This window comes from Brachybacterium sp. NBEC-018 (assembly GCF_024860185.1).
Taxonomy (GTDB): Bacteria; Actinomycetota; Actinomycetes; order Actinomycetales; family Dermabacteraceae; genus Brachybacterium; species Brachybacterium rhamnosum.
In genome coordinates this window covers 2,371,549-2,397,338 of the sequence record NZ_CP100650.1, presented here as the reverse complement: position 1 = coordinate 2,397,338, position 25,790 = coordinate 2,371,549, and the positions used below count along the sequence as shown (strand labels likewise).

The window sequence follows — 25,790 nt, the reverse complement described above, 5'->3', positions numbered from 1 at the left end:
CCCGGAGGGTCCGGGGAGCGGATCAGGGGACGGGACAGGGATCGAGGGGTCGGTCGGGAGCGGGGTCGAGCGGCGGGGACGGCAGGAGCGGGGAGCGCTCAGAGCTGCTCCTCGTACTCCGCGCGGATCGTGTCGCCGCTCTGGGTGGTCCAGGTCGAGGTCGCCTCCTTCACCGCGTCGAGGGAGCCGCGGCCCAGGATGTACTCGTCCAGCGAGGTCATCACGGCGCCGGCGGCGGAGGAGTTCTTCGCGGCCGTCGGCGAGTAGAGGCCGGCGACGGCGCTCTTGAGCAGCATCGGGGAGGAGTCCTCCTGCCAGGCGTGGGAGCGGCGCAGCTGGTCGTCGATCCGCACGGCGGAGGTGAGGATCTGCGGCGGCGCGGAGATCCGGTTCAGGGAGGTCGGGCCGATCTGGGCGGTGCCGGCGTCGGTCACGGAGATCGCGCCGTCGCCCGCACGCTCGAAGTGCTCGCCCTTCGTCCCGTACTGGAGGAAGAAGCCCTCCTCGCTGCCGTAGGGCGCGGCGAGGTAGTTGAGCACCTTGAGCTGCTCGAGGATGCGGCCCTCCTCCGCCTTCTTGAGCGCGGTGAAGGAGAACAGCGAGCTGCCCTGGTAGATGATCCCGGCACCGCCGTCGGCCGCGAAGGGGACGATCGCGCCGGTCGCGGTGCCCTCGGGGAGCGAGGTGTCCAGCAGCGCGGAGATCCCGTCGAGGTGCATGAGCACGCTGCCGTTCGCGATGTTGGTCTTCGCCTGCGAGCCGGACATGCTCGGGGTGTCGGGGTGGTAGTACCCGGCGTCGTGCATCTCCTTGATGTACGACGCCATCTCGAGGTAGCCCTCGTGCTCGAACTTGTGGACGAGCTTCCCGTCCACGAGGCCCCAGCCGTTGGGCACGCCGAACATCGCGGCCATGAAGTCGTAGCCCCAGTCCACGCTGTCGCCGGCGGTCTGCCCGCACAGCGCCCAGCGACCGGCCTTCGCGTCGGTCACCGCGTCCAGCAGGGCGGTGAACTCGTCCTTCGAGGAGGGGGCGGGCGCCTCGCCGGTGAGCTCCTCGACGAGGTCGGTGCGGGTGACGAGGATGCTGCCGAACGGCGGCCGGTGCACGGGGGTGCCGTAGATGCGGCCGTTGACCCGGCAGTTCTCCCACGAGGAGCTGGGGATGTTGGCGAGGTTCGGGTAGTCCGCGATCGCGTCCCCGCCGAGCAGCTCGGAGAGGTCCGTGAACTGGGCGTCCAGGAGCTGCGGCGCATTGGTGGGCATGTCGAAGGCGATGAACTCGACCATGTCGGGGATGTCGCCGCCGGCCATGACGGTCGCGAACTTGGCGCTGAAGTTCTCCGAGGAGACGATCTGCACCTCGAGGTCGGTGTCCAGCCGCTTCCGGGCCTCCTCGAGGTAGCTGTTGGAGGAGGGCGCCGGCGGGGCGTAGGAGATGACGAAGGCGGAGACGGGATCCGTGGTGTGCGGCAGCTGCGCCTCGGCGACCGAGGTGAAGAGGTCCGCCTCCTGGGGCGCCTCGAAGTAGACGGGCTGGACGTTCTCGTCGCCGGGGAGGTCCGGGGTGGGGCCGCCGGTGACGGGCGTGTAGGTGGGGACGGCGGCGAGCTCGGTGGCGATCTCCTCGGTCGCGGCGGAGCCGCCGCAGCCGGCGAGGGCCCCGGCACCGGCGATGCCGGCGATGCCGACGGCGGCCCCGGTGAGGGCGCGGCGCCGGGTGACGGCGCGCTGGGGACGGTCGGAGGCGTGCAGGGATGCGGACATGGTGAACTCCTGTGATCGGATGGCGGATGGTGGAGGGGTGGGGTCTGCGGGGCCGACGGGCAGGGCCGACGGGCGGGACCGACGGGCGGGACGCGCGGTGATGTCAGCCCTTGACGGCGCCGGTGAGCACGCCCTTGGTGAGGTGGCGCTGGACGAGCGGGTAGGCGCACAGGATCGGGATGATCGCGATCATCACGACGGCCATCTGGATCGACTGGGCCGGCGGTGTCACGGAGTCCGTGCTCGCCTCGACGAGGCTGGAGCCCTGCAGCACGTAGGTGCGCAGCACCAGCTGGAGCGTCCACTTCGAGGTGTCGTCGATGTAGAGCATCGCGTTGAAGAAGGAGTTCCAGTAGCCGACGGCGTAGAACAGGGCGACCACAGCGATCACGGCGCGCGAGAGCGGGAGGATGATCCGCAGCAGGATCCGCAGCTCGCCGGCGCCGTCGATCTTGGCGCTGTCCACGAGCTCCTGCGGGATGCCCATCATGAAGCCGCGCACGACGATCATGTTGAAGACGCTGAACGCCGAGGGCAGGATCAGCGACCACAGGCTGTCCAGCAGCCCGAGCTGCTTGACCATGAGGTACAGCGGGATCATGCCCGGGGAGAAGAGGAACGTCAGCAGCACGAACATGAGCACGGGCCGCTGGAAGAACGAGGGCCGGCTGAGCGCCCAGGCGGCCAGCACCGTCGAGGCGACGCTGATCGTCGTGCCGGCCGCGGTCACGGCGGCGGTCACGAGGATCGCCCGGGTGACGAGGCCCCCGGAGAGGATCTGCTCATAGGCCTCGAAGGTCACCGAGCGGGGCCAGAGCACGTAGCCGCCGGCGGCGGTGACGTCCGCCGCGCTGGACAGGCTCGTGGAGATGACCATGAGGAACGGGAAGAGGACGACGGTGAGGGCGACGAGGATCGCGAGCGCCTTCAGCAGGAGGACGACGGGCTGGGGTTTTCCGGCCCACACGGGCCGCACGACGGTGCTCATGACTTCGCATACACTCCTTGCTCGCCGAGCATGTGGGCGGCCTTGTTGGCCGCGAGGATCAGCACGAGGCCGACGAGTCCCTTGATGAGTCCGGCGGCGATGCCGGTGGACCAGTTCCCGTCGATCACGCCGTGGTAGTAGACGTACGTGTCCAGGACCTCCGCGGCGCCCGGTCCGACGGCGCTGCGCTGGAGGATGATCTGCTCGAAGCCGACGCTCAGCGCGTCGCCGAGCCGGAGGATCAGCAGCAGCACGATGATCGGGCGGATGCCCGGGAGCGTCACGTGCCAGAACCGGCCCCAGGCGCCGGCGCCGTCGATCGCGGCGGCCTCGTAGAGGGAGTCGTCGATCGCGGCGAGCGCGGCGAGGAAGATGATCGTGCCCCAGCCGGCGTCCTTCCAGATGACCTGTGCGGAGAGCAGGAGCTTGAAGGTCGAGGGCTCCGCGAGGATGTTGATCGTGTGGATGTCCAGCTCGCGCAGCCAGCGGTTGATGATGCCGGCGGATCCGAGGCTCTGCTGGAAGAACCCCACGACGATCACCCAGGAGAGGAAGTGCGGGAGGTAGAGCACCGACTGCACGACCGCGCGCAGCCACGGCCACACGAGCGAGTGGATGAGCAGTGCGAGCGCGATCGGCACCGGGAAGAAGAGCACGAGCTGGATCGCCGTGATCTCGAGGGTGTTGACGACCGCGGCCCAGAAGGCGGCGTCGGTGAACAGGGCGGTGAAGTTGGACAGCCCCGCCCACGGGCTCTGCAGGATCGGGATGTAGGGCTGGTAGTCCATGAACGCGATGACGTTGCCCAGCAGCGGCACGTACACGAACAGCAGCAGCAGGATCACCGCGGGGGCGACCATGAGCGCGAGCGGGTAGTCGCGGCGCAGCCGCTGCGCCCACGGCACGGTGCGCCGCGGTATCGCGGCGCCGGTGTCGCGGCGTGCGGCGGCGCGCCGGAGCACGCCGGTGCCCGGCGGCCTTGTCGGTGTCCTGACGGTCATGTGGCTCCCTCGCTCACGGGACGGTTCTGTCCTGACCTGGGGAGCGGCCACTCGGCCGTCCCGCTCGGGCGCGCCTCGTCGCGGTGGCCCGGGTGCTGGACAGTGAACGCAACCGCTACGATCACGGTCAATCACCTTCGATCACTCGCACAGAACTCGAACAGGAGTCCTCATGAACGTCCCGGGGCGCCAGGAGCGCATCCTCATGGAGCTGCGGATGCACGGCACCGTCTCCGTCGCGGACTTCGCCGCGCGCATGGGGATCTCCCCCATGACCGTGCGCCGCGACCTCCGTGAGCTCGCCGACGCCGGCGCCCTGCGACGGATCCACGGCGGCGCCGAGGCGATCGAGGTGCCGCCCTCCACGACCGTCCGCCACCGGCCCTCGGCGCGCCGCGGCCCGGATGCGGATCCCGAGGGCGGGGCGCTGTTCACGCTCGGTGTGCTGAGCCCCGACCCCAGCTACTACTTCCCCACCGTCGTGGACGGCGCGCTCGAGCGCACCCGCGAGCTCGGCGGCCGGATGATGCTCGGCGTCTCCCGCTACGACCCCGACCGCGAGCGCGTCCAGCTCGAGCGCCTGATCGCCGGCGGCGCCGATGCCCTGCTCGTGACCAGCGCCTCCGCCGATGACCCGGCGCTGCGCGAGCGCCTCGTCGACTGCGGTCTGCCGGTCGTCATGGTCGAGCGCGGCGTCGCCGAGGAGGCCGAGGGCGCCGTGCTCGAGTCGGTGCGCACGGACCACGCCGCGGGCGCCGCCCTCGCCGTCGGCCACCTCGCCGAGCTCGGCCACGAGCGGATCGGCATGTTCACCTACGACACCCCCACCGCCGGAGCGCTGCGCCCGGGCTTCGCACGGGCGCTCGAGCGCCGGGGCCTTCCCGGCGACGCCCCCGTGATCGTCATCGAGGAGGGTGAGGACACGGCCGCGCAGTCCCGACGCTGCCTGGACCGGGCGCTCGAGGCCGGGGTCACGGCGCTGCTCGTGCACTCCGACCACTACGCGGCGGACTTCCTCGGCACCGCGCTCGAGACCGGGCTCGAGATCCCCGGGGACCTGTCGCTGATCTCCTACGACGACGAGATCGCGGAGCTCGCCGCGGTGCCGCTCACCGCGGTCTCCCCGCCGCGCCGGGACGTGGGCCGGATCGCGGTGGGGCTCGTGTTCGATCGGCTCTCGAGCGGCGCCCAGGCCGGTCTCGCCGCACGTCACGTGGCCGTGCGCCCCTCGCTCGCGGTCCGCGCCTCGACGGCCGCACCCCAGGGATGATCGGTATCTGTTCGATCGCACGGTGATGGTTGACGTGGTCGTTCGGGAGCCGGTGAGATGACGGGGCCACCGAACGAGGAGACACACCCCATGACCGATCACGCCTCCGCATCCCGTCGCAGCGTCGGGATGCTCCTTCCCGAGGAGACGTTCCGACGGGTCTTCGGGCAGGTCGACCTGCAGCGGCTCGAGTCCCATCCCGCCCTGCGCCTGCTCGCGGACCGTCCCCTGCGCATCGATGCGCAGGACGCCGCGCTCCTCTCCGAGGTCGAGATCCTCGTGACCGGCTGGGGCTCCCCCGTGCTCGACGCGGCGCTCCTGGACGAGATGCCCGCCCTGCGCGCGATCGCCCACTCCGCCGGCACCGTGCGTACCCTCGTCACGGACGAGGTCTACCGCCGCGGCATCGCGGTGAGCTCGAGCGCGAGCGTCAACGCGATCCCCGTCGCCGAGTTCACCGTGGCGCTGATCGTGCTCGGCGCGAAGCGCGCCTTCTGGGCCGCGCAGCGACTGCGCGAGGGCGCCGCGGAGATCGACCTCGAGGGCAGCTGGCCCGCCGTCGGCATCCGCTCCCGCACCGTCGGCATCATCGGCGCCTCGAGCGTGGGCCGGCTCGTCATCGAGCGCCTGCGCGCCTTCGACCTCGACGTCGTCCTCGCCGATCCCACGCTCACCCCCGCCCAGGCCCGGGAGCTCGGCGTGGCCCTCGTGCCCCTCCCCGAGCTCATGGAGCGCAGCGACATCATCTCCCTGCACGCCCCGCTGCTGCCCTCGACCTCCCGCATGATCGACCGCGACCTGCTGCGTCGCATGCGGCCGGGGACCACCTTCGTCAACACCGCCCGTGGCGAGCTCGTGGACCAGGACGCCCTCGCCGACCGCCTCGACGACGGGGACGTGACCGCGCTGCTCGACGTCGCCGAGGAGGAGCCTCTCCCCCTGGGCTCACGTCTTCGCACGCACCCCCACGCGTTCCTCACCCCGCACATCGCCGGGTCCGTGGGCACGGAGCTGGGCCGTCTCTCCGCCCATGCGGTGGACGAGGTCATCTCCTTCGCCACGTCCGGCACCTTCGCCGAGGAGATCTCCGCCTCGACCTTCTCCCTGCGCGCCTGAGGAGGCCCCCGATGACCGTCCCCTCCCGCCTCTCGGACCTCCTCACCCCTCCCGTCCTCGCCGCCCTCCGCCCCGGCGCATGGCGCGCCGCCCCGCCCGTCGCGGACCGCGCCGCCTGGGAGCACGTGCCCGCCGCGCACCGCGGGAGGGTGCTCGAGGCGGCGGAGGCCTGGCAGCGCGACTCGCGCGAGACCCCACCCAGCCTCGAGCTGTGGAATCACTACCACCGCACCGGGGAGCGGCTGCCCTACGACACCGCGCAGCGGCTGCTGCTGAACGCGACCGCCTCCGCCGCCCTCGCGCTCGCGCTCACCGGCGAGGACCGCTGGCGGCGCGACCTCGCGGACGACGTCTGGCGGCTGTGCGAGCTCTCCGCCTGGTGCCTGCCCTCCCACTACGCGCTCCCCGAGGACGGCTCCCGGCCGCCGCTCCCCCAGCCCGGGCGGGACGTGCTCGACCTCGCCTGCGGCTACGCGGGCGGGATGCTCGCCGCCGTCGACTCCTTCGCCGGCGAGGCGCTCGAGGAGGAGTACCCCGGGATCCGGGCGCGCATGCACCACGAGATCCGCACCCGGGTGCTGCGCCCGTGGCGCGAGGAGGTCTACTTCTGGCACGGGATCGAGGAGACCCCCAACAACTGGGCGCCGTGGATCGTCTCGAACGCCCTGCTCTGCGCGGCGGCCCTCGAGGAGGACCCGGCCGTGCTCGCCGAGGACTCCCGCCGGGCGCTCGCGATCCTCGACCGCTTCCGCGCGGGCTATGCGGCCGACGGCAGCTGCGACGAGGGCGCCACCTACTGGTGGTGGGCCGGGGCGACGCTCTTCGAGGCGCTCGACCTGCTCGAGGAGATCACCGACGGCGCCCTCGACGGCTTCGTCGTCGAGCCGGTCGCGGCGATGGCCGCCTTCCCCATGCGCATGCAGATCAGCGCCGACTCCCAGGTCAACTACTCCGACGGCGCCGCCTCCCTGCCGCCGAACGCCTCCTGGCACCTGCTCGCCCGCTTCGGCGAGCGGGTGCAGGACGAGGCGGTCGCCGCGCACGCCCGCTGGATGGGCGGGCTGCACCCGCTGCGCCTTCCCGAGCAGCTCGCACCCCAGTTCCTGCGCACGCTCCACGAGCTGCGCGATCCCGCCTGGCGCGAGGCGGGACCCGAGGCGCCCGGCATGCCGCGCTCCTGGTACGCCCCCGGCACCGAGCTCGCCGTCATGCGCGAGGAGGAGGGCGAGGTGCGGGGCTGGTTCCTCGCCGCGAAGGGCGGCCACAACGACGTCAGCCACAACCATGACGACGTGGGCGGCGTGATCGCCTCGCTCGACGGCCTGCCCGTGCTCATCGACGCGGGCGTGGGCGACTACCGGCGCGAGACCTTCCTGCCCGAGACCCGCTACACGATCTGGACCATGCGCAGCGGCTTCCACAGCTGCCCGCTGCCCGGCGGGTTCGAGCAGCCGCCCGGGATCGGCTTCCGCGCCGCGGGCACCGTCTTCTCCGAGGACGGCGACCGCGCCGCGCTCTCCGCCGACCTCGCCGGGGCGTATCCGGAGGCGGCGGGGCTGCGGCGCTGCGAGCGGACCGCGACCCTGGACCGACGGCGCCGGGAGGTGCGGATCGAGGACGACTGGGAGGCCGCCGCCCCGCTCGTGATGGAGCAGGTGCTCATGACCCTGGACCGGCCCGTACCCCTCGGCGAGGGGCGGCTGCGCATCGGCCCCGCCGAGCTGCAGCTGGATCCCCCGGACCTCGCGGTGCGCATCGAGGAGATCCCGCTGACGGACGCTCGGCTGCGCGGGACCTGGGGTGAGCGCGTGCACCGCACGGTGCTCACCCCGAGGACGGCGACGGCCCGCGGCCGGAGCTCGTTCGTGCTCCGCCGCGGGCCGGGTGCCGGCGGGGCCACCGCCTGAGCGGGGGCCTCCGGACGGCCGTCGGCCCCGCCCCGCAGGACATGCGGGGCGGGGCCGAGGTGTCTCACACGGTGGGGACGGGCTCCGCCTTGCCGGAGCGGGAGCTCTCGTACGCCGCGAGGATGATGCCGAGCACCGCGATGCCCTCCTCCTCGGTGTTGATCGGGCGACGGCCCGTCTCGAGGCAGGTGACGAAGTCCGCGATCTCCGCGGCGAAGGTGTCGATCGGCTCCGCCGCGAACACCTGCTCCTCCTCCTCAGCGCGCAGCTTCACGCGGAGGGTCGAGCCGTCGGAGCTCAGCGAGCCCTTCTCGCCCACGACGGAGAAGCGGTCCGTGCCCGGCGCGGCCTGGTAGGCCCACGAGGTCACGAGCTGGCCCACCGAGCCGTTGTCGAAGCGCACGAGCACCTGGGCGGAGTCCTCGCCCTCCATGAAGGTGAGGCGGTGCGTGGACATCATGGAGAACGCCTCGACCGGCTTGCCGCCGGAGAGGTGCATGAGCAGGTAGGTCGGGTGGTAGCCGGTGTCGATGTACTCGCCGCCGCCGGAGGTCGCGGCCTTCGCGCGCCAGCCCATGGACTCCGGGTCGAAGTCGTTGAAGAACGAGTCCGTCGTGCGCACCTCGTAGACGGTGCCGAGGGCGCCGGAGTCGATGACCTCCTTGGCCTTCGCGACGGCGGGCATGAACAGCTGGTTGTGGGCGCACATGAGGGTGACGCCCGCCTTCTGCACGGCGTCGCGCACCTCGCGCGCCTCCTCGGCGGTGAGGCACAGCGGCTTCTCGCAGAGGATGTGCTTGCCGGCCTCCGCCGCGGCGATGATCGCGGGCTTGTGGAGGTGGTGGGGCAGGCAGATGTCGACCGCGTCGACGTCCGGGTCCTTCACGAGCTCGGTGAAGTCGCTGTAGCCGGTCGCGCCGAGCTGCTCGACGCGCTGGGCGAGGGTCTCGGGGACGGCGTCGGCCACGGCGGTGACCTTCACGCGGTCGGGGATGGTGGCGTAGCCGGCGAGGTGGGCGTTGGCGATGCCGCCGCCGCCGATGAGGCCGATGCGGACGGGAAGGGTGAGGGTCATGGTGTCTCTCCTGGGGGGTCAGGCCGCGGCGTTCGCGGCGACGACGAGCTGGGTGAGCGCGCGGGCGCGCTCGAGGTTCTCGGTGGTGGGGGTGCCGGTGCGGATCGCGGTGACCCACTGGGCGAAGGGGGCGTCGATGTCGGCGGGGACCTCGAGGTCCTTCCAGCCCTCGGCGGTGCCGAGCTGCATGCGGCCCTCGTCGAACCCGTACAGCAGGGTCCCCTCGGTGCCCTGCACCTCGATGGTGAAGGGGCTGAAGGGGGTCACGAAGCCGGTCTCGATGACGCCGATCGCGCCGTCCGGCGTGGTGATCGTGACGACCGCGTTGTCCTCGACGCCGCGGCCGGTCATGTCGGTGTACGCGGCGCGCACGCTCGAGGACTCGGCGCCCAGGATCAGCTGGGTGAGGTACACGGGGTGCGCGGCGAGGTCGCTGAACGCGCCGCCGATCGCCTCGGCCGGGTCGTAGAAGCGGGCGGGCAGCCAGTCGCCGGTCGAGCCGTTGTGGGCCAGGCGCACGCGCGAGTAGCTGATGCGGCCCAGGATCCCGGCCTCGAGCACCTCGCGCAGGGCGACGGTGTACCCGTGCGAGAGCCGCGGCAGGGACACGGTGATCTGCACCCCGGCGGCGCTCGCCGCGGAGGTCAGGGCGTCGCAGCCCTCGACGGTGGGCGAGAGCAGCTTCTCGGTGAAGACGTGCTTCCCGCTCGCGATCACCTTCCCGAGGATCTCGTCGTGGTCGGTGGTCGCGGTCGTGTTCGTGACGCCGTCGAGGTCCTCTCGGGCCAGGAGCGCGTCGAGGTCCGCCTCGAAGGGCACCCCGAGGGTCTCGGCCAGGGCGGCGCCGCGCTCGGCGTCGTCGTCCCAGACGGCCACGAGCTCCGTGTCCGGGTGGTCGAGGGCGGCGCGCCCGTACTCCTCGGCGTGCACGTGCCATGCGGAGAGCACGGCGATGCGCAGGGGGTGGGTCATGGGGAGGGTTTCCTTCTTCTCTTCTCGTGGGTGGGGTCCTGTCCGGCCCGTGCGGCCGGTGGTTCTGTGGGGGCGGCGCTCAGGCCGCCTCGATCTCCTGTCGCTCCCCGTAGGTCTCCGGCATGCGGAACCCGGGGAAGAGATCCATCTTGGGGACGACCATCGCCTGGGTCTCCTCGAGGACCTGCTGAGGGGTCTTCGAGCCGAGGGCGACGGAGGTCTTCGCGCGGTCCATCGCGTCGGAGACGACGGAGCCGACGGGCAGCGGCGGGCGGGAGGTCGATCCGGGCAGCATCTGCCGGAACAGCTCCGCGGCCGGGTCGTACGCCTTCTCCTCGATCGCGCGCAGGTGGGTGGGCAGGCTGCCGAGCGCGGGCACGTAGCTGCGCTGCCCGTCGAGCCCGGTGTGGAACTTCATGAAGTCCCACGCGGCCTTCGACATGCTCGATCCCTTGGGCATGACCAGCGAGAAGCCGCCGGACCACGTGTACGTGGGGTCGCCCTCCTCGGCGACCGGCAGCCAGGTCCAGGTCAGCGGGAGGTCCGGGGCGTACTTCCTATTGCCCGAGTTCTGCCAGGGCCCGGTCGCCGTGATGGCGAGGCGCTGGCTGAACAGGGCGGTCTGGGAGGGAGGAGCGTTCGGCGGCTGGTAGGTCGCGTAGAACGCGTCCACACGGGAGAAGGGGAACTCCTCCGCCCAGTCCGCGTAGATCCCGTAGACGCTCTCCCAGGCCGGGGAGTCCAGGACGACCGTGCCGGTCTCGTCGTCGTAGACCTCCGCGCCGAGGCCGAAGGCCCAGGTGTACGGCATGCCCTGGTCCATCCAGGGGGCGAAGCCGAGCATGTCGTAGTTGCCGCGGGAGTCCTCGTGGGTGATCGTCCGGGCGATCTCGCGCAGCTCGTCCCAGGTGAGGACGTGCTGCTCGGGATCCACGAGGTCGAGGTCCACGCCGGCGTCCTTGAGGACGTCCTGGTTGCACAGCAGGCCGCGGGCGTCGGTCGAGGTGGGCAGGCCGTAGACGCTGCCCTCGTAGGTGAGCTCGTCGATCGCGAACTGGAGCCACTGCGAGGTGAACTCCTCCACGGAGACGCCCTCGTACTCCTCGATGAGGTCGTCGAGCGGCTCGAGCAGTCCGATCGAGGCGTTCTGCACCGCGTTGAAGCGGTCCATCCACCACAGGTCCGGGGCGGTCCCGCCGCGCACCGCGGTGATGATCTGGGACATGTCCGCGGCGCCGCTCGAGGGCACCTGGTCGATGTGGATGTCGACGCCGCGGCCGGCGTCGGTGGCGAGGAAGGCCGCCTTGACCGCCTCGTCCTTGTCCTTGTCCGCCGCGCCCATCCCCCAGTAGCGCACCGTGCTGGCGTCGCTGTCGGGAGTGCGGGCGCAGGCGCCGCCGCCGAGGGCCGCGACGGCCGCGAGGCCGGTGCCCTGGAGCAGGTGTCGTCTGTCGATCATGGTGGAGCGCCTTCGCTCGTCGGGTGGTGCGGCAGGGGGATCGCCCCCTGCCGCACCGGGTCAGCCGCCGGGGACGGGACTGGGCTTCCCGTAGGTCTCCGGCATCTTGTAGTCGGGGAACAGCGCCATCTTCGGCTCGATCATCTGCTGGTTGGAGGCCACGGCCTCCTCCGGCGTCGATGATCCCAGCGCCACCGAGGACTTGGTGCGGGTGAGCGTGTCCCACATCGCCGAGCCCACCGGCAGCGGGGGCCGCGAGGTGGAGTTCGGGAGCATCGTGCGGAACAGCTCGGCCTTGGGGTTGTACTTCCCCTCCTCGATGGCCTGCAGGTTCGTGGGGAGGTTGCCGTACTGCGGCACCACCCTCGACTGCCCCTCGAATCCGGCGTAGAACTTCAGGAACTCCCAGAGGGTCTTCGTGATGTTCGCGCCGCGCGGGATGACGAGGCACTGGCCGCCCGACCAGGTGTAGGTGGGGTCGCCCTCCTTCGCCACGGGGAGGTAGGTGAACTTCAGCGGGAGGTCCGGCGCGTACTTCTCGTTGCCGGAGATCTGCCAGGGACCGGTGGTGTCGATCCCGAGGCGTCCGCTGAACATGGCGGTCTGGGTGGGCGGGGCGTTCGGCGGCTGGTAGGTCGCGAAGAACGCATCCACCGAGGCGTAGGGGAACCGCTCGGCCCAGTCCGCGTAGAGCTCGTACACCGACTGCCACTCGGGCGAGTCGAGGGTGACGGTGCCGGTCGCGTTGTCGTAGGCCGACGCGCCGAGGCCGAAGCCCCACGTGTACGGCCAGCCCTCGGAGAGCCAGGGGGCGAAGCCGAACCGCGTGTAGTTGCCGCGCTTGTCCTGCTGGACGATCTTCTCGACCGCGTCGTCCATCTCGTCCCAGGTGATGGTGTGCTGGGAGGCGTCGAACAGGTCCAGGTCCACGCCGGCGTCCTTGAGGACGTCCTCGTTGTACATGAGCCCGCGCGCGTCGGTCGTGCAGGGCAGACCGTAGAGGCGGCCGTCGTAGGTCAGCTCGTCCACGGCGAACTGGATCCACTGAGACTTGAACTCCTCCGGGGAGACGTCCTCGTACTTCTCGATGAGGTCGTCGAGCGGCTCGAGCAGTCCGATCGAGGCGTTCTGCACCGCGTTGAAGCGGTCCATCCACCACAGGTCCGGGGCGGTCCCGCCGCGCACCGCGGTGATGATCTGGGACATGTCCGCCACGCCGGAGGAGGGCACCTGATCGATGTAGATCTGGGCGTCCTTCCCGGCGTCGGTCGCGAGGAACGCATCGCGGACCTGCTCGTCCTTGTCCTTGTCCGCTGCGCCCACACCCCAGTAGCTGATGGTGTTGGGCCCCGAGGCGGGACGGGAGGCGCAGGCGCCGAGGCCCAGCGCGAGACCGGCGGCGGAGGTGCCGGTGAGGAAGGAACGCCTCGAGATCACTTGAAGCCTCCGATCGTGATGCCGCGGATGAAGTACCGCTGGAAGACGAAGAACAGGACCAGCAGCGGGAGGATCACGAGGAACGAGGCCGCCATCAGCTGGTTGAAGGTGACGTCCTGCGCGTTCACGGAGCGGAAGGTCTGCAGACCGATCGAGAGGGTCTGGACCTTCGTGTCCTGCAGGTAGATCAGCGGGCCCATGAAGTCGTTCCACGAGCCGACCGCCGCGAAGATGGCGACGGTGGTCAGCGCCGGCATCGAGGTGGGGAGCGCGATCTTCCACAGGATCGTCCACTCGCTCGCACCGTCCACGCGGGCCGCGTCGAGCATCGCCCGCGGGATCTGCAGCAGGAACTGGCGCAGCAGGAACACGTAGAACGCCGAGCCGAACGCCGCCGGGATGATGAGCGGGAAGAGCGTGTTGACGAGCCCGAGCCGCGCCCACATGTCGAACATCGGGATGAGGGTCACGGGGAAGGGCAGGAACAGCGTCGCGATGACGACGTAGAAGATCTTGTCCCGGCCCGGCCAGTCGATGCACGAGAACCCGTAGGCGATGACGAAGTTCGAGATCACCGAGAGGATCACGACGCTGATCGTGATGATCGCGGAGTTCGCGAAGAACTGCAGGAACGGCATCGCCGTGACGGCCTTGACGAAGTTCCCGAACTCGGGGACGTGGGGCCACAGCGTGGGCGGGAACTTCGCGAGCTCCTGGTCGGACTTCAGCGCCGAGGCGATCATCCAGTACAGGGGCAGCAGGAAGAGGATGCTCAGCGCGATCATGACGACGCGCGCGATCACGGTGGAGTACCAGGGGCGGCGGGTGCCGTCGGCCCGGCGGTTGTAGAGCTCGGCGTCGGACTTCTTGCGTCGGACGACGTTCTCGGTATCGGTCTGGATCATGCTGCTCATCAGCCGGCCTCCACGTCGTAGTTCACGAACCGGCGCGAGAGCCAGAAGATCAGCAGGGCCAGGGCGAGGCCTGCGAGGAACAGGAGCACGGCGAGGGCCGAGGCGTAGCCGAGCTCCGCGAAGCCGAAGGCGTTCTTGTAGAGGTACATCATGTAGAAGAGCGCGCCGGCGTCGGGGTCGCCCGTGCCGTTGGTGACGATGAAGGCCTCGGTGAACACCTGCAGGGCGCCGGAGACGCCGGTGATGAGGTTGAACAGCAGCACCGGGGTGAGCAGCGGGAAGGTGATCGAGAAGAACTGCCGGATCGGGCCGGCGCCGTCCACGCGGGCAGCCTCGTAGACGGTGCGCGGGACGTTGCGCAGGCCGGCGAGGAAGATCAGCGCCGCATTGCCCGCTCCCAGCTGGGCCATGAGGATGATCGCGATCTTCACGCCCGTCGGGTCGCCCAGGAGGTTGACGTTCGCGCCGCCGAAGAGGTTCAGCACCTGGTTGAAGACGCCGAACTGAGGGTTGAGGAACACGATGAAGATGAAGGACATCGCGAAGGCGGGGATGAGCGAGGGCGCGTAGAAGATCGTCCGGTACAGGGCGACCTCGCGCACGTTCTGGTTCATCGCGATCGCGAGCGAGAGGGCGACGATCAGTCCCAGCGGCACCGCGATGATCGCGTAGAAGATCGTGTTGCTCGCGGCCTTGGCGACGAGCGGGTCCGTCACGGCGGTGACGTAGTTCTGGATGCCCACCCAGGTGGGTGCCTCCATGCCGGAGTACCGCGTGAAGCTCAGCGAGATCGAGTAGATCACCGGGTACAGGATGAAGACGACCACACCGATGATCCAGGGCGAGATGAACAGCAGGCCCGTGCGCAGCTTGCGCCGCTGGCCGGAGTTCATGCGCCGGGGTCGATCCGGTGGTCGGGCGGCCGCCCGGTCCGAAGCCGCGGCGCGCTGTGCGCCGGGTTCCGTGACCTGGGGGCCGACGGTGTCGGGGACACTCATCGTGGTTCCTTCCTCCGCGACGTTGCGGAGTGGAGAGGGGCGGGGATCGGGTCCGTGACGGCGCCGCCGTCGGTGTCGTTCTGGGGTCCGGGGCCGTGGTGGTCCCGTGTCGAGCGTCGGATCCGGGGTGGGACGACCTGCGGCCGTCCGGGACGTGTCGTACATTACTCACACTGTTGGACTAAAGGCAATGAGGGCGGAGGGACGGTCATGCGCGGCTCCTCGATGGTGGACATCGGCGCACGCAACGAGCTCGTGGTGCTCGATGCGATCCGCAGCGATCCCGACGGCAGCTCCCAGTCCGAGGTGATCCGGCGCAGCGGTCTCTCGCGTCAGGCGGTCTCGCTCATCACGCGCCGCCTGCTCGAGCGCGGCATCGTGGAGACGGCCGGGACGCTGGGCGGCGCCCGCGGCAAGCCCCGCACGCTGCTCAAGGTCGTGCCCACGGCGCTGCTCGCCGCCGGCGTGCACCTGGACCCCTCGGGCATCGCGATCGCGATCGTGGATCTCGAGGCGCGGGTGGTCGCGGAGGAGACGCTCCCCGCCCCCACCACCGACCCGGAGGCCGACGTCGCCCGCATCGCGGCGGGCCTCGACGCGGTCCTCGACCGGCTCGAACGGGACGGCTGGCGCGCACCGGACGGCGGCACCCCCGCCGAGACGCTGCTCGGGATCGGCGTCGCCTCCCCCGGCAGCCTCGACGCCCGTCGGGGCCTCGTCGAGAGCCCGCCGTGGCTGCCCGGCTGGCGGGACGTCCCCCTCACCGAGCTCCTCGGCGCGGCCACGGGTCGCCCCGTCATGCTGGACAAGGACACCAACGCCGCGCTCACCGCGGAGCTCTGGTCCGGCCGGCGCACCGTCGAGGGCACGGTGCTGTACGTGTACGTCGGCGCGGGCGTCGGCTCCGCGGTCGCCTCCGGAGGGAGGGTCCGCGCCGGCGCGACCACACAGGCCGGCGAGATCGGACACCTGCCCACGGGCCTGCCGGGGACGCGCTGCGGCTGCGGCCGTCTCGCCTGCCTGTCCATGTTCACCGACGTCGCCGGGATGCTCGAGCGCGCCGCCGCGGGCGAGACCCTCTCCGACGGCGCCCCGACCTCCGCGCACGTCGCCGCGCTCGTCGCCCGGGCGGACGCCGGCGAGGAGGGCCCGCTCGCCGAGGTGCGCGGTCACGGCACGGCGCTCGGCGAGGCCCTGCGCACCCTCATCAGCGTGCACGACCCGTCCCTCGTGATCATCGGCGGCCCCTACTGGAGGCTGCTCTCCCCGCACGCCCTCCCGGGGCTGCTCGAGCGCGCCCGCTCCACCGAGCGCGGCGCCCCCGAGGTCGAGATCCGCTCCTCGGCGTTCGGCGACGACGTCGGCGCGATCGGCGCGGCGACCCTCCAGATGGGGCGGGCCCTCTCCCCCGCTACGCTTCCCGCATGAGCGAGCAGATCATCGTCCAGGACGTGCCGGACCGCCGACGCTACGAGGTGCGGGTCGACGGCACCCTCGCCGGTACCTCCCACTACCTCGACACCGAGGTCGAGGGGGCGGCGCAGCGCATCTTCTTCCACACCGCGATCAAGGACGCCTTCGAGGGCCGCGGCCTCGCCTCGACCCTCACCCGGGAGGCGCTGCGCGAGACCGTGGACGCCGGGCGGCGGATCGTCCCCGTGTGCCCCTATGTCGAGCGCTGGCTCACCACGCACGACGAGGTGGCCGGCGCCGTCGATGCCGTCACCCCGCATCACCTGGCCCTCCTGGAGCGGCGCGGATGAGCGCGCTGCTGCTCGAGCCCGGGGCGGCCGTCGAGAAGGTCGCGACCGGCGCCACCTGGGCCGAGGGGCCGCTCTGGCTGCCCCGCCGTCGGGCGCTCCGCTTCAGCGACATCCCCGGGGACCGCATCCTCGAGTACTCCGAGGAGACCGGGGAGCTGAGCGTCTTCGCCGAGGGCGTCGAGTTCACCAACGGCCGCACCCTGGACCTCGAGGGGCGCGTCGTGGAGTGCTCGCACGGTCGGCGCGCCGTGCAGCGCGACGACTCCGCGGGCCCCGGGGACGCGCACCGGCCCGAGGTGCTCGTGGACCGCCTGGGACCGGTGCGGCTGAACTCCCCCAACGACGTGGTCGTCGCGCCCGACGGCGCCATCTGGTTCACCGATCCGTCCTACGGCATCCAGAAGCCGGAGGAGGGCCACCTGGGCGAGGAGGAGTACGGGGACCGCTGGGTGCTGCGCCTCGACACCACCACGGGCGAGCTGCGCCCGGTGATCACGGACATGGAGGCACCCAACGGGCTCGCCTTCTCCCCGGACGCCTCGCTGCTCTACGTCGCCGACTCCGCCGGCCCGGAGCGCGGTCACTCGATCCGGGTGTACGACGTGATCGGCGGGGACCGCGCCCGCTACGGACGCCCCTTCGTCGAGGTCTCACCGGGCGTGCCCGACGGGATCCGCGTGGACACCGCGGGGAACGTGTGGAGCTCGAGCGCCTCGGGCGTGCAGGTCTTCTCCCCCGACGGCTGGCCGCTGCTGGACCTGCCTGTCCCGGAGACCGTCTCGAACCTGTGCTTCGGCGGGGACGACGGTCGCACCCTCTACATGACGGCGACGACGAGCCTGTACCGGGTGCGCACGACCGCGCAGGACGCCGCCGCCCGCTGAGCGCGGCTCAGGAGAACGGGAGCGATGCGGGGCCGCTCGCGCCGGTCCCCTCGTCGTACCAGCGCAGCACGCGCAGCGCGATCATCGTGACCCACGGGGAGGGCTCGCCCTCGGGGACGTCGAGCGGGAACCACACCTCGCCGGGCAGCACCCGGCCCTGGTGCCAGGTGCCGTCGCTCTCCCGGGACTCGCGGATCATCTCGACCGCCTCGCGCATGCGGGGATCGGGCGGGGTGCCGTCGTGCAGGGAGGCGCGGCGCATGTGGTCCGCGCTGTTCAGGGCGCTCGCGATGTGCCGGAACGGGTAACCGAACCACGGGATGAAGCTGCCGACGACCTCGTGCGTCGAGGCCCGCCGCATGAGCCCGCGCGAGAGCAGGTACTCCTCGCCCCGGCGGCGCGCGAGGCGCGTGGCAGGCGTGCCGCGGGTCGCGATCTCGTGGTCGAGCAGGCCCTTGAGGGCGTTGAGCGTCGAGTGGAAGCTGCCGCGGGTCGAGCCCTCGACCCATTCGCAGTTCCAGCCGCCGTCGCGCATCTGGTGCTCGACGAACCAGGCGGCGTTCGCCTCCATGTCCCGGCCCAGCCAGAGGCCGTTGGCGAGGGTCATCGCGTTGATGCAGCAGTCCACCTCGCCGTCCCAGTAGGGCAGGCCGTCGTACTCCCAACGGGCGTTGCGCTCGAGCTTGCCGGCGGTGTCGTTCGCGATCAGCGGCGCGGCGTCCATGCCGTCCTCGCGCATCGTCGTCAGCGTCCAGGTGGTCGCGGTCCAGGGCTGCCCGGGCAGCTGCTGGTTCGCGGGATCGTCGAGGAAGCCGCCCGGGAAGAAGGAGCCGCCGGCCCAGCGGCCGTCCTCGTCCTGGAGGGAGAGGAAGCGGGCCCCGCGCCCCTCGGTCGCGATCCGCGCCCGGGTCGCGAGCCACACGTGCTCGGGGGCGTCGAGCAGGTCGCGCTCCACCTGCCAGCGCAGGGCGGGGTCGGTGTCCAGGAGCCAGGTCCGGAGGTCGGCGTCGATCATGGCTCGATCCTGCCACCTCCGGACCTGCCCGGCACCCGGGTCGTGACTGCTCCCGCTCAGCCCTGCGCCCACTCGGCGGGCCAGGGCTCGCCGTCGGAGCGCGCGTTGAGCTCGTAGGTCCCCTTGCCGTCGAGGCTCTCGCGCAGGATGTCCGCGTGCCCGGCGTGGCGGGCGAGCTCCTCGACGAGATGCAGCGCCACCCAGCGCACGGTCCACTCCCCCTCGGTCGGGAACCAGGGCGCTTGCGGGATCGGCACGCTCGTCGCCGGGTCCGCCGCGAGCAGGGCGGCACCGAGGGCGCCGCCGGCCTCGCGCAGCGCCGCGGCGAGGGACTCCGCGGTGTCCTCCTCGCGCAGGGCAGAGGGGTCGATCGGCCCTTCCGCCGCCGCCTGCTCGGGGGTGCGCGGCGCGGGGGCGGAGGCCTCCGGGGCGGCCTGCACGCGCAGCACGGTGCCCTCGATCATGAGCAGCGCGTGCCGGGCCAGGGCGCCGAGGGTCATCGCGGACGCGCTCGCGGCGCGGCCGAGGTCCTCGTGGGAGAGCCCGTACAGGCTCGTGGCGATCTGATCGGCCTGCTGCTCGACGAAGACCGCGAGCAGCTCGCGCTCCCCGGTGACGTCGTGGCGGGTGAGGAAGGACATCGGGACTCCGTCCGGTGGGGCGGGGCCGCTCCCCGCCGTCAGGGACCAGTCTTCGCCGCGGGGAGGACAGGTCCTGTCCGCGGACCACGGCCGACGGCGGCGCGGCGGACGGCGGGACCTCCGGCGCACGTCCCCCGGCGCCGCGCACAGGTTCCGCTGGGCCGCACCACAGCCCCCTCCCCGGTGCGCGCGATGGACTGGGTCCCGCGTCGCAGCCGGCGGCGCCCGAGGACCGGAGGCCACCATGAGCACGTTCGACCGCCTGACCGAGAAGCTGCGCCGGGTGCTCGGCGCGAGCATCCCGAGCGCCGTCCCCGCCACACGCGGCGGCACCGACCGCGCCGCCGCACCCGCCGCGACAGCCGGATCCGTCCCGACGACGGGCGCCCCCACCTCCGCCGGGGCCTCCACGGGCACCTGGCAGAGCTCCTTCACCGCGCACTCCGCCGCGCTCACCGAGCAGGACCATGAGGCGATCGCGCAGTACGAGCGGATCGTCCGCGAGGCGAGCCCCGAGCAGCTCGAGGCCGTGCACCGTGAGGCGCTCGAACGCCTCACCCCGCTCCAGCGGCAGGAGGTCGAGGCCCGGCTCCGCGCGGAGCTGCCCGAGGAGGAGCGTCCCCGCTCCTCCCGCGTCGAGGACCTCGCCGGCTCGCTCACCGCGGGCGCCGCGACCCTCGGCAGCGGCGGCCTGCTCGGCGCGGGCGGGCTGCTCGCCGCCGTGGCGGGAGGGGCCGTCGTCTCGTCGGCCGCCTCCTCGCTCCTGCACGGGGCGGTCTCCCCCGGTCACGACCTGCTCGGCGCGCCCGTCGGCCCGCCGGGCGGCGAGGACTTCTGGGCGCAGGGCGACACCGACCTGCTCGGGGACGCAGGGCTGCTCGGCGGCCTGCTGGGAGGGTTCGACCTCGAGGACCTCCTGGGACGCTGAGGCCCCCGATCAGAGCGGGTACGGCCCGAATCGGCCCCAGGCGAGGAGCGTGGAGAGCACCAGCAGGACGATCGCGGGGAGCGTCTGGGCGAGCTGGTCGCCGCGGCGGATGTGGGTGAGGAAGGCGAGGGCCATCGTGATCGCGAGGCCCGCGGCGGCGAGCGGGACCAGCACCGGCGCGATGCCGAGCAGCCCGGGGAGCAGCAGCCCTGCGGCGCCGAGTACCTCGACCACGCCGATCGCGAGCACCACGGAGTGCGGGAGATCCGCCGCGTAGGGCGTGCGCTCGATGAGCTTCTCGCGCGGGACGGTGAGCTTCATGATCCCGGAGGCCGCGAAGACGGCGGCGAGGGCGAACGCGAGCACCCAGAGGACGACGTTCATGGGAGCACCTCCTCCCCGCGGCACGGGCGGCCGGGCCTGCCAGTATGCGCCGCCCGGCGGGAGATGTCAGCGGTTCGCGGGGGCGTCGCGTCGGGCGAGGGCGACGAGCTCCGCCGCCGCCCCGGAGAGGCGTCGCGGCCCGCCCCAGACGGCGGTGAGCGGCCGGCGGAGGGGCTCTCCGGCGAGCCCCACCTCGAGCAGGTCTCCCCCGCTCAGCGCGGAGCGCACGGCGAGACGGCTGAGCACCGCCGGTCCCGCCCCGCCCGCGACGGCGACGCGCACGGCCGCGTTGCTGCCGAGGACCTGCACGGGCTCGGTCGCCGCGGCGGCGGGCACGAGCTGCTCGAAGGCCTCCCGTGTGCCGGAGCCGCCCTCGCGCACCACGAGCGGCGTCGCGGCGAGCTCGTCGCGGGAGAGGTCCGTGCGTCCTGCCCAGGGATGCCCCGGGGCGACGACCACGACGAGCTCGTCCTCCCCGACCGTCAGCGCATGGAGCCCCGCGGGCAGGTGCGGGGTCTCGATGAAGCCGAGCCGCAGCGTGCCCTCGCGCACCTGGGAGACCACCCCGGTCGAGTTCAGCACGTGCGGGGTGACGCGCACGGCAGGGGCCACGGAGCGCAGCGCGGTGAGCCAGGCGGGCACCAGGTGCTCGGCGACCGTCATGCTCGCCCCGATCTCGAGCAGCGCGGCCTCCTCCTCGGTGCCGTGCTCGATCCAGTCGGTGAACGCGGCCGCGGCCTCGAGCAGCTCCCGCGCATGGGCGGCGAGCACGAGACCGGCCGAGGTGGGCCGTGCCCCGCGCGGGCTGCGCTCGAGCAGCGCCTGCCCCGCCTGCGCCTCGAGCCGGGCGATCATGCGGCTCGCGTTGGGCTGGGCCATGCCCTGCCGTCGGGCACCGGCGCCGAGGCCGCCCTCGTCGATCACGGCGACGAAGAGGGCGAGGGCCGGGAGGTTCGGCAGCGACGACGTCATATCAGCAGGATATGCCCCCGTGCCGGATCGGGGTCTACTGCATGCCCGCGCCGCGGGCCAGGGTGGATCCATGCTCCAAGCCCGCGGCCAAGCCCCCCTCAGCACCCCCACCTCGGGCTCCGCGCTCCGTCCCGCCGGACCGGGCCGCGGCTCGCGCCTCGCCGCGGCGCTCCCCGGGATCGCGGTGTGCCTCGCGGTCGCCGTCGCCGCCCAGCTCCTCACGACGCCGCTGCCCCTGCTGAGCCCGCTGCTGCTCGCGATCGTCGCCGGGATCGTGACGGCGAACCTGCTCCCGCCGCTCCCGGTGCTCACCCCGGGGATCGGCATGGCCGCCAAGCTGCTGCTGCGCCTCGGGATCGTGCTCCTGGGGCTCCAGCTCGCCCTCGGGGACGTGCTCGCCCTCGGCGCCGGGATGATCCTCGTCGTCGTCGCGGTCGTGGGGATCGGCGTGGGCGGGACGCTCCTGCTGGGCCGGCTGCTGCGGGTCGATCCGCGCCTCACCCTGCTCGTCGCGTGCGGCTTCTCGATCTGCGGGGCGGCGGCGGTCGCCGCGGCGGCCGACGTCACCGATCCCGACGGCGAGCACGAGACGCCCACCGCGACGGCGGTCGCGCTCGTGGTCGTGTGCGGGACGGCGATGATCCTGATCCTGCCCGCCGCCGTGGCGCTGCTGGGCCTCGGGACCGCGACCGGTGGGCTGTGGGCGGGCGCGGCGATCCACGAGGTCGCCCAGGTGGTCGCCGCAGGAGGGCTGATCGGCGGCGGGGCGCTCGCCCTCGCGGTCGTCGTGAAGCTCGCCCGCGTGCTCATGCTCGCCCCCGTGATGACGGCCCTCGCCCTGCGGGAGCGGGCGCGGGCGCGTCGGACCCCCGATCCGGAGGCCGGGGCGACCGCGCCGCGGCTCCCCCCGATCGTGCCCTGGTTCGTCGCGGGCTTCCTCGCGCTCGTGCTCGTGCGCACCGGGCTCCCGGTGCCGGCGGCGGTCCTCGACGACGCCCACCTGCTGCAGACCACGCTGCTCGCCGCGGCCATGTTCGCGCTGGGCTGCGGGGTGCGGGTGCGGGAGCTGCTCGGCGTGGGCGTGCGGCCGCTGCTGCTCGCGCTCTGCTCGACCGTGCTCGTGGCGCTCGTGGCGCTCGGCGGGGTCCTGCTCGCCTCCTGAGCCGCCCCACGCCGCGACCCGCATCCGCGTGCGGACACGGCACATCGCCACGCATCTGCCCGACTAGGATGCCTGACCATGACGCAGCTGCGGGTGAGGGAAGCCGCCGACCTCCTGGGGGTCAGCGAGGACACGGTGCGACGGTGGATCGAGCGGGGGACGCTCACGGCCGGCACCGACGAGAGCGGCCGCAAGGTCCTGGACGGTGCGGAGGTCGCCCGTGCGGCGCGCGAGCACGCGCGCACCCCGAGCGGCCGCCACGCCCGCACCTCCGCCCGCAACCGCTTCACCGGTCTCGTCACGGCCGTCACGACGGACACGGTCATGGCGCAGGTCGAGCTCCAGTGCGGGCCCTTCCGCGTGGTCTCCCTCATGAGCACGGAGGCGGTCCGGGAGCTGGGCCTCGCCCCCGGCAGCGTCGCGACCGCCGTCGTCAAGGCCACCACCGTCCTCGTCGAGGCCGAATCGATCGGAGTCCCCGCATGAGCCGGCGCGGCATCGCCGTGACCGGTGCGATCACCGCTGCACTGCTGCTCTCCGCCTGCTCCGGCGGCGACTCCGGGGCGAGCGATGCCGGCGGGTCCTCCACGACTCTCACCGTCTTCGCGGCGGCGAGTCTGAGGAGCTCCTTCGAGGAGATCGCCACCGACGTCGAGGCCGATCATCCCGGGGTCGACGTCCGGCTCTCCTTCGCCGGCTCCTCCGACCTCGTCACCCAGATCGGCCAGGGCGCCCCGGCGGACGTCCTCGCCACCGCCGACACCGCCACCATGGACCAGGCCGTCGAGCAGGAGCTCGTCACCGGGACCCCGCAGGACTTCGCGACGAACACCCTGACCATCGCCGTGCCCGCCGGGAACCCCGCCGGGATCACCGATCTCGCCTCGCTCGCCGAGCCGGGTGTCCAGCTCGTGCTCTGCGCACCCCAGGTGCCGTGCGGCCGCGCCGCGGAGAAGGTCGAGGGGTCCGCCGGTGTGACCCTCTCCCCCGTCAGCGAGGAGCAGAGCGTGACCGACGTGCTCGGCAAGGTCACCTCCGGCGAGGCCGACGCCGGTCTCGTCTACGTCACCGACGCCGCCTCCGCCGGGGACGCCGTCGAGCAGATCGACCTCCCCGAGGCGAAGGCCGCCGTGAACACCTACCCGCTCGCCGTCGTCGCCGGGACCTCGCAGGAGGAGCTCGCGACGGAGTTCACCCAGGAGGTGCTCGGGCCGCGCGGCCAGGAGGTGCTCGCGGCCCAGGGGTTCCAGGCGCCGTGACGAGCACGCTGCCCCGCTGGGCCTGGCCGCCCGCCCTGATCGGCGCGCTCTTCGTGCTGCTGCCGCTCGCGGCGGTGCTCGTGCGCGTCGACCCCTCGACGTTCCTGGGCCTGATCAGCGCGGGCTCCTCGCTCGCCGCCCTGCGCCTGAGCCTGGTCACCGCCGCCTGCAGCACCGTGCTGTGCCTCCTGCTCGGGGTGCCGCTCGCCCTCGTGCTGTCCCGCTCGCGGATCCCCGGACCGGTGCTGTCCCTGCTCCGGGCGCTGCTGCTGATCCCGCTCGTGCTCCCGCCCGTCGTCGGCGGTCTCGCGCTGCTCTTCACCGTGGGCCGCCAGGGGCTGCTGGGCGGGCCGCTGCAGACGCTCGGGCTGCAGGTCGCGTTCTCCACCGCCGCCGTCGTCCTCGCCCAGACCTTCGTGGCGCTGCCCTTCCTCGTCCTCACCCTCGAGGGAGCGCTGCGCAGCGCGGGCGGCGGCGCGGAGCGCGCGGCCGCGGCGCTCGGGGCACGGCCCACCCGCGTGCTGCTCGGGGTGACCCTGCCCGGGGCGCTGCCGGCGCTCGCCTCGGGGACGGTGCTCTCCTTCGCCCGCGCGCTCGGCGAGTTCGGGGCGACGATCACCGTCGCCGGCTCCCTCGAGGGGACCACGCGCACGCTGCCGCTCGAGATCTACCTGCTGCGGGAGACGGACCCGGACGCCGCGGTGGCCCTGTCGCTGCTGCTCGTGCTCGTCGCCCTGGTCGTCATCCTGCTGGCGCACCGGAGGGCACGCGTATGAGCCTGCACGTCGAGGCGCAGGCACCGGAGCGGGGGCTGGACCTCGCGCTGGACCTCCCCGCCGGCCGCACCCTCGCGCTCGTCGGCCCCAACGGCGCCGGCAAGTCGAGCCTGCTCGCGCTGCTGGGCGGCGATCTGAGGCCCGCCCGCGGGGAGGTCGTGCTCGGGGGGCGCGTGCTGACGTCCGTGCGCCCGAGCGGCCGGACCGTGCAGGTCCCCGCGCATGCGCGGCGTGTCGCGACGCTCGGTCAGGAGGCGCACCTGATCCCGCATCTCACCGCGCTCGGCAATGTCGCCTTCCCGCTCCGCGCCCGCGGGGTCCCGCGCCGCGACGCCCGGGCCCGGGCGCGCGAGCTGCTCGCGGAGGTGGGCGCCGCGGGCCTCGCCGATCGCCGCCCGGGCCGGCTCTCCGGGGGCCAGCAGCAGCGCGTCGCGATCGCCCGCGCACTCGCCGCGGATCCCGAGCTGCTGCTGCTGGACGAGCCGATGTCCGCCCTCGACGTGGACGCCGCCGCGGAGATCCGCGCCCTGCTCCCCCGCTTCCTCGAGGACCGCTCCGCCGTGATCGTCACCCACGACGTGCTCGACGCGATCACGATGGCGCACGACGTGCTCGTGCTCGAGGACGGGGAGGTCCGCGACCGCGGGCCGACGGCGGATCTGCTGGCCCGCCCGCGCACCGCCTTCGCCGCGCGCTTCGCGGGCCTCGTGCTCCTGCACGGACGCGCCGATGCCGGCCCGGCAGCGGCTCCCGGCGCTGCCCAGGACGCCGCCCTGCGCCTGCCCACGGGGGAGCTGATCCGCGGCCTCCGCCGCGGCGACCTGCGCGAGGGCGACGCCGCCCTCGCCGCGCTGCGACCCGCCGCCGTGGCGCTCGCACCGTCCGCGGGCGGCCCTCCCACCGGGACGGTCCTCGCCCGGAGGGTCACGGGCCTCGAGCCGCGCGGCGACCTCGTGCGCGTGCGCACGGCGGATCTCGAGGCGGACCTCGCCCCCGAGGCGGTCGCGGCCGCGGCTCTGCGACCGGGATCCCGCGTGCGCCTGCACGTGCCGCAGGACGCCGTGACGATCTACCCTGCGAGGTGAACCAGGAGAGCAGGGGCA

At 72.8% G+C, this 25,790-nt stretch carries 25 protein-coding genes; 12 read left to right on the top strand and 13 right to left on the bottom strand.

Annotated elements, in window-relative coordinates:
* Positions 1 to 98 precede the first annotated feature (98 nt).
* The 3 genes from NLU66_RS10855 to NLU66_RS10845 form a co-directional block, all read right to left on the bottom strand.
* Positions 99 to 1,766 (bottom strand): extracellular solute-binding protein, encoded by a 1,668-nt coding sequence (locus NLU66_RS10855; protein WP_259359705.1) that lies wholly within the window; start codon positions 1,764 to 1,766, stop codon positions 99 to 101.
* Positions 1,767 to 1,869: 103 nt separating this feature from the next.
* Positions 1,870 to 2,754: a carbohydrate ABC transporter permease gene (locus NLU66_RS10850; protein ID WP_259359704.1), complete on the bottom strand. Its 885-nt coding sequence runs from the start codon at positions 2,752 to 2,754 to the stop codon at positions 1,870 to 1,872.
* Complete coding sequence (locus NLU66_RS10845; RefSeq protein WP_137770620.1) at positions 2,751 to 3,755, bottom strand: ABC transporter permease; 1,005 nt, start codon at positions 3,753 to 3,755, stop codon at positions 2,751 to 2,753. Before NLU66_RS10845 ends, NLU66_RS10850 begins: the two co-directional genes overlap by 4 nt.
* A 172-nt stretch (positions 3,756 to 3,927) precedes the next feature.
* Between NLU66_RS10845 and NLU66_RS10840 the strand changes: the two genes are divergently transcribed.
* The 3 genes from NLU66_RS10840 to NLU66_RS10830 all read left to right on the top strand — a co-directional run bounded on the left by NLU66_RS10840 (position 3,928) and on the right by NLU66_RS10830 (position 8,048).
* Positions 3,928 to 5,025 carry a substrate-binding domain-containing protein gene (locus NLU66_RS10840; protein ID WP_259359703.1) on the top strand — a complete coding sequence of 366 codons (1,098 nt, stop codon included), beginning with the start codon at positions 3,928 to 3,930 and terminating at the stop codon, positions 5,023 to 5,025.
* Positions 5,026 to 5,115: 90 nt separating this feature from the next.
* Positions 5,116 to 6,141: a hydroxyacid dehydrogenase gene (locus NLU66_RS10835; RefSeq protein ID WP_259359702.1), complete on the top strand. Its 1,026-nt coding sequence runs from the start codon at positions 5,116 to 5,118 to the stop codon at positions 6,139 to 6,141.
* Positions 6,142 to 6,152: 11 nt separating this feature from the next.
* Positions 6,153 to 8,048: a heparinase II/III family protein gene (locus NLU66_RS10830; RefSeq protein WP_259359701.1), complete on the top strand. Its 1,896-nt coding sequence runs from the start codon at positions 6,153 to 6,155 to the stop codon at positions 8,046 to 8,048.
* Positions 8,049 to 8,112: 64 nt separating this feature from the next.
* Here the strand turns inward: NLU66_RS10830 and NLU66_RS10825 are convergent, their stop codons facing one another.
* The 6 genes from NLU66_RS10825 to NLU66_RS10800 form a co-directional block, all read right to left on the bottom strand.
* Positions 8,113 to 9,123 carry a Gfo/Idh/MocA family protein gene (locus NLU66_RS10825; protein ID WP_259359700.1) on the bottom strand — a complete coding sequence of 337 codons (1,011 nt, stop codon included), beginning with the start codon at positions 9,121 to 9,123 and terminating at the stop codon, positions 8,113 to 8,115.
* An 18-nt stretch (positions 9,124 to 9,141) separates the two neighbouring features.
* A complete protein-coding gene (locus tag NLU66_RS10820; protein WP_259359699.1) occupies positions 9,142 to 10,095 on the bottom strand; it encodes a Gfo/Idh/MocA family protein in 954 nt (317 codons plus the stop codon).
* Between the two features lie 79 nt (positions 10,096 to 10,174).
* Positions 10,175 to 11,554 (bottom strand): extracellular solute-binding protein, encoded by a 1,380-nt coding sequence (locus NLU66_RS10815; RefSeq protein WP_259359698.1) that lies wholly within the window; start codon positions 11,552 to 11,554, stop codon positions 10,175 to 10,177.
* 60 nt (positions 11,555 to 11,614) lie between these two features.
* Positions 11,615 to 12,991 carry an extracellular solute-binding protein gene (locus tag NLU66_RS10810; RefSeq protein WP_259359697.1) on the bottom strand — a complete coding sequence of 459 codons (1,377 nt, stop codon included), beginning with the start codon at positions 12,989 to 12,991 and terminating at the stop codon, positions 11,615 to 11,617.
* Positions 12,988 to 13,896: a carbohydrate ABC transporter permease gene (locus NLU66_RS10805; protein WP_259359696.1), complete on the bottom strand. Its 909-nt coding sequence runs from the start codon at positions 13,894 to 13,896 to the stop codon at positions 12,988 to 12,990. Before NLU66_RS10805 ends, NLU66_RS10810 begins: the two co-directional genes overlap by 4 nt.
* An 8-nt stretch (positions 13,897 to 13,904) precedes the next feature.
* Positions 13,905 to 14,798, bottom strand: a complete 894-nt coding sequence (locus NLU66_RS10800; protein WP_137771724.1) for a carbohydrate ABC transporter permease — start codon at positions 14,796 to 14,798, stop codon at positions 13,905 to 13,907.
* A 315-nt stretch (positions 14,799 to 15,113) separates the two neighbouring features.
* On the opposite strand from NLU66_RS10800, the gene NLU66_RS10795 reads away from it, so the two are divergent.
* Genes NLU66_RS10795 through NLU66_RS10785 form a run of 3 tightly spaced genes read left to right on the top strand, consistent with a single transcriptional unit; the run spans position 15,114 to position 17,550 of the window.
* A complete protein-coding gene (locus tag NLU66_RS10795) occupies positions 15,114 to 16,331 on the top strand; it encodes an ROK family transcriptional regulator (protein WP_259359695.1) in 1,218 nt (405 codons plus the stop codon).
* Positions 16,328 to 16,666, top strand: a complete 339-nt coding sequence (locus tag NLU66_RS10790; protein ID WP_259359694.1) for a GNAT family N-acetyltransferase — start codon at positions 16,328 to 16,330, stop codon at positions 16,664 to 16,666. The genes NLU66_RS10795 and NLU66_RS10790 overlap by 4 nt, the downstream gene beginning before the upstream one ends.
* Positions 16,663 to 17,550 (top strand): SMP-30/gluconolactonase/LRE family protein, encoded by an 888-nt coding sequence (locus NLU66_RS10785; RefSeq protein WP_259359693.1) that lies wholly within the window; start codon positions 16,663 to 16,665, stop codon positions 17,548 to 17,550. The genes NLU66_RS10790 and NLU66_RS10785 overlap by 4 nt, the downstream gene beginning before the upstream one ends.
* Before the next feature lie 7 nt (positions 17,551 to 17,557).
* On the opposite strand, the gene NLU66_RS10780 is transcribed toward NLU66_RS10785, so the two are convergent.
* Both NLU66_RS10780 and NLU66_RS10775 read right to left on the bottom strand, forming a co-directional pair.
* Positions 17,558 to 18,565 (bottom strand): squalene cyclase, encoded by a 1,008-nt coding sequence (locus NLU66_RS10780; RefSeq protein WP_259359692.1) that lies wholly within the window; start codon positions 18,563 to 18,565, stop codon positions 17,558 to 17,560.
* A 56-nt stretch (positions 18,566 to 18,621) separates the two neighbouring features.
* A complete protein-coding gene (locus NLU66_RS10775; protein ID WP_259359691.1) occupies positions 18,622 to 19,206 on the bottom strand; it encodes a DinB family protein in 585 nt (194 codons plus the stop codon).
* Between the two features lie 244 nt (positions 19,207 to 19,450).
* On the opposite strand from NLU66_RS10775, the gene NLU66_RS10770 reads away from it, so the two are divergent.
* On the top strand, positions 19,451 to 20,134 hold the full coding sequence (locus tag NLU66_RS10770) for a hypothetical protein (RefSeq protein ID WP_259359690.1): 684 nt from the start codon (positions 19,451 to 19,453) through the stop codon (positions 20,132 to 20,134).
* 9 nt (positions 20,135 to 20,143) lie between these two features.
* Here the strand turns inward: NLU66_RS10770 and NLU66_RS10765 are convergent, their stop codons facing one another.
* Positions 20,144 to 20,518 (bottom strand): DoxX family protein, encoded by a 375-nt coding sequence (locus NLU66_RS10765; RefSeq protein ID WP_137770606.1) that lies wholly within the window; start codon positions 20,516 to 20,518, stop codon positions 20,144 to 20,146.
* 66 nt (positions 20,519 to 20,584) lie between these two features.
* Positions 20,585 to 21,490: a LysR family transcriptional regulator gene (locus NLU66_RS10760; protein WP_259359689.1), complete on the bottom strand. Its 906-nt coding sequence runs from the start codon at positions 21,488 to 21,490 to the stop codon at positions 20,585 to 20,587.
* 70 nt (positions 21,491 to 21,560) lie between these two features.
* Between NLU66_RS10760 and NLU66_RS10755 the strand changes: the two genes are divergently transcribed.
* From NLU66_RS10755 to NLU66_RS10735, 5 genes are all read left to right on the top strand, one after another.
* A complete protein-coding gene (locus NLU66_RS10755; RefSeq protein ID WP_259359688.1) occupies positions 21,561 to 22,652 on the top strand; it encodes a YeiH family protein in 1,092 nt (363 codons plus the stop codon).
* 78 nt (positions 22,653 to 22,730) lie between these two features.
* The gene (locus tag NLU66_RS10750) at positions 22,731 to 23,138 is read left to right on the top strand and encodes a TOBE domain-containing protein (RefSeq protein ID WP_259359687.1); all 408 of its coding nucleotides are present in this window, start codon (positions 22,731 to 22,733) and stop codon (positions 23,136 to 23,138) included.
* Complete coding sequence (gene modA / locus NLU66_RS10745; protein ID WP_259359686.1) at positions 23,135 to 23,911, top strand: molybdate ABC transporter substrate-binding protein; 777 nt, start codon at positions 23,135 to 23,137, stop codon at positions 23,909 to 23,911. Before NLU66_RS10750 ends, modA begins: the two co-directional genes overlap by 4 nt.
* A complete protein-coding gene (locus NLU66_RS10740; protein WP_259359685.1) occupies positions 23,908 to 24,687 on the top strand; it encodes an ABC transporter permease in 780 nt (259 codons plus the stop codon). The genes modA and NLU66_RS10740 overlap by 4 nt, the downstream gene beginning before the upstream one ends.
* Positions 24,684 to 25,772, top strand: a complete 1,089-nt coding sequence (locus NLU66_RS10735) for a sulfate/molybdate ABC transporter ATP-binding protein (RefSeq protein ID WP_259359684.1) — start codon at positions 24,684 to 24,686, stop codon at positions 25,770 to 25,772. The genes NLU66_RS10740 and NLU66_RS10735 overlap by 4 nt, the downstream gene beginning before the upstream one ends.
* Positions 25,773 to 25,790 lie beyond the last annotated feature (18 nt).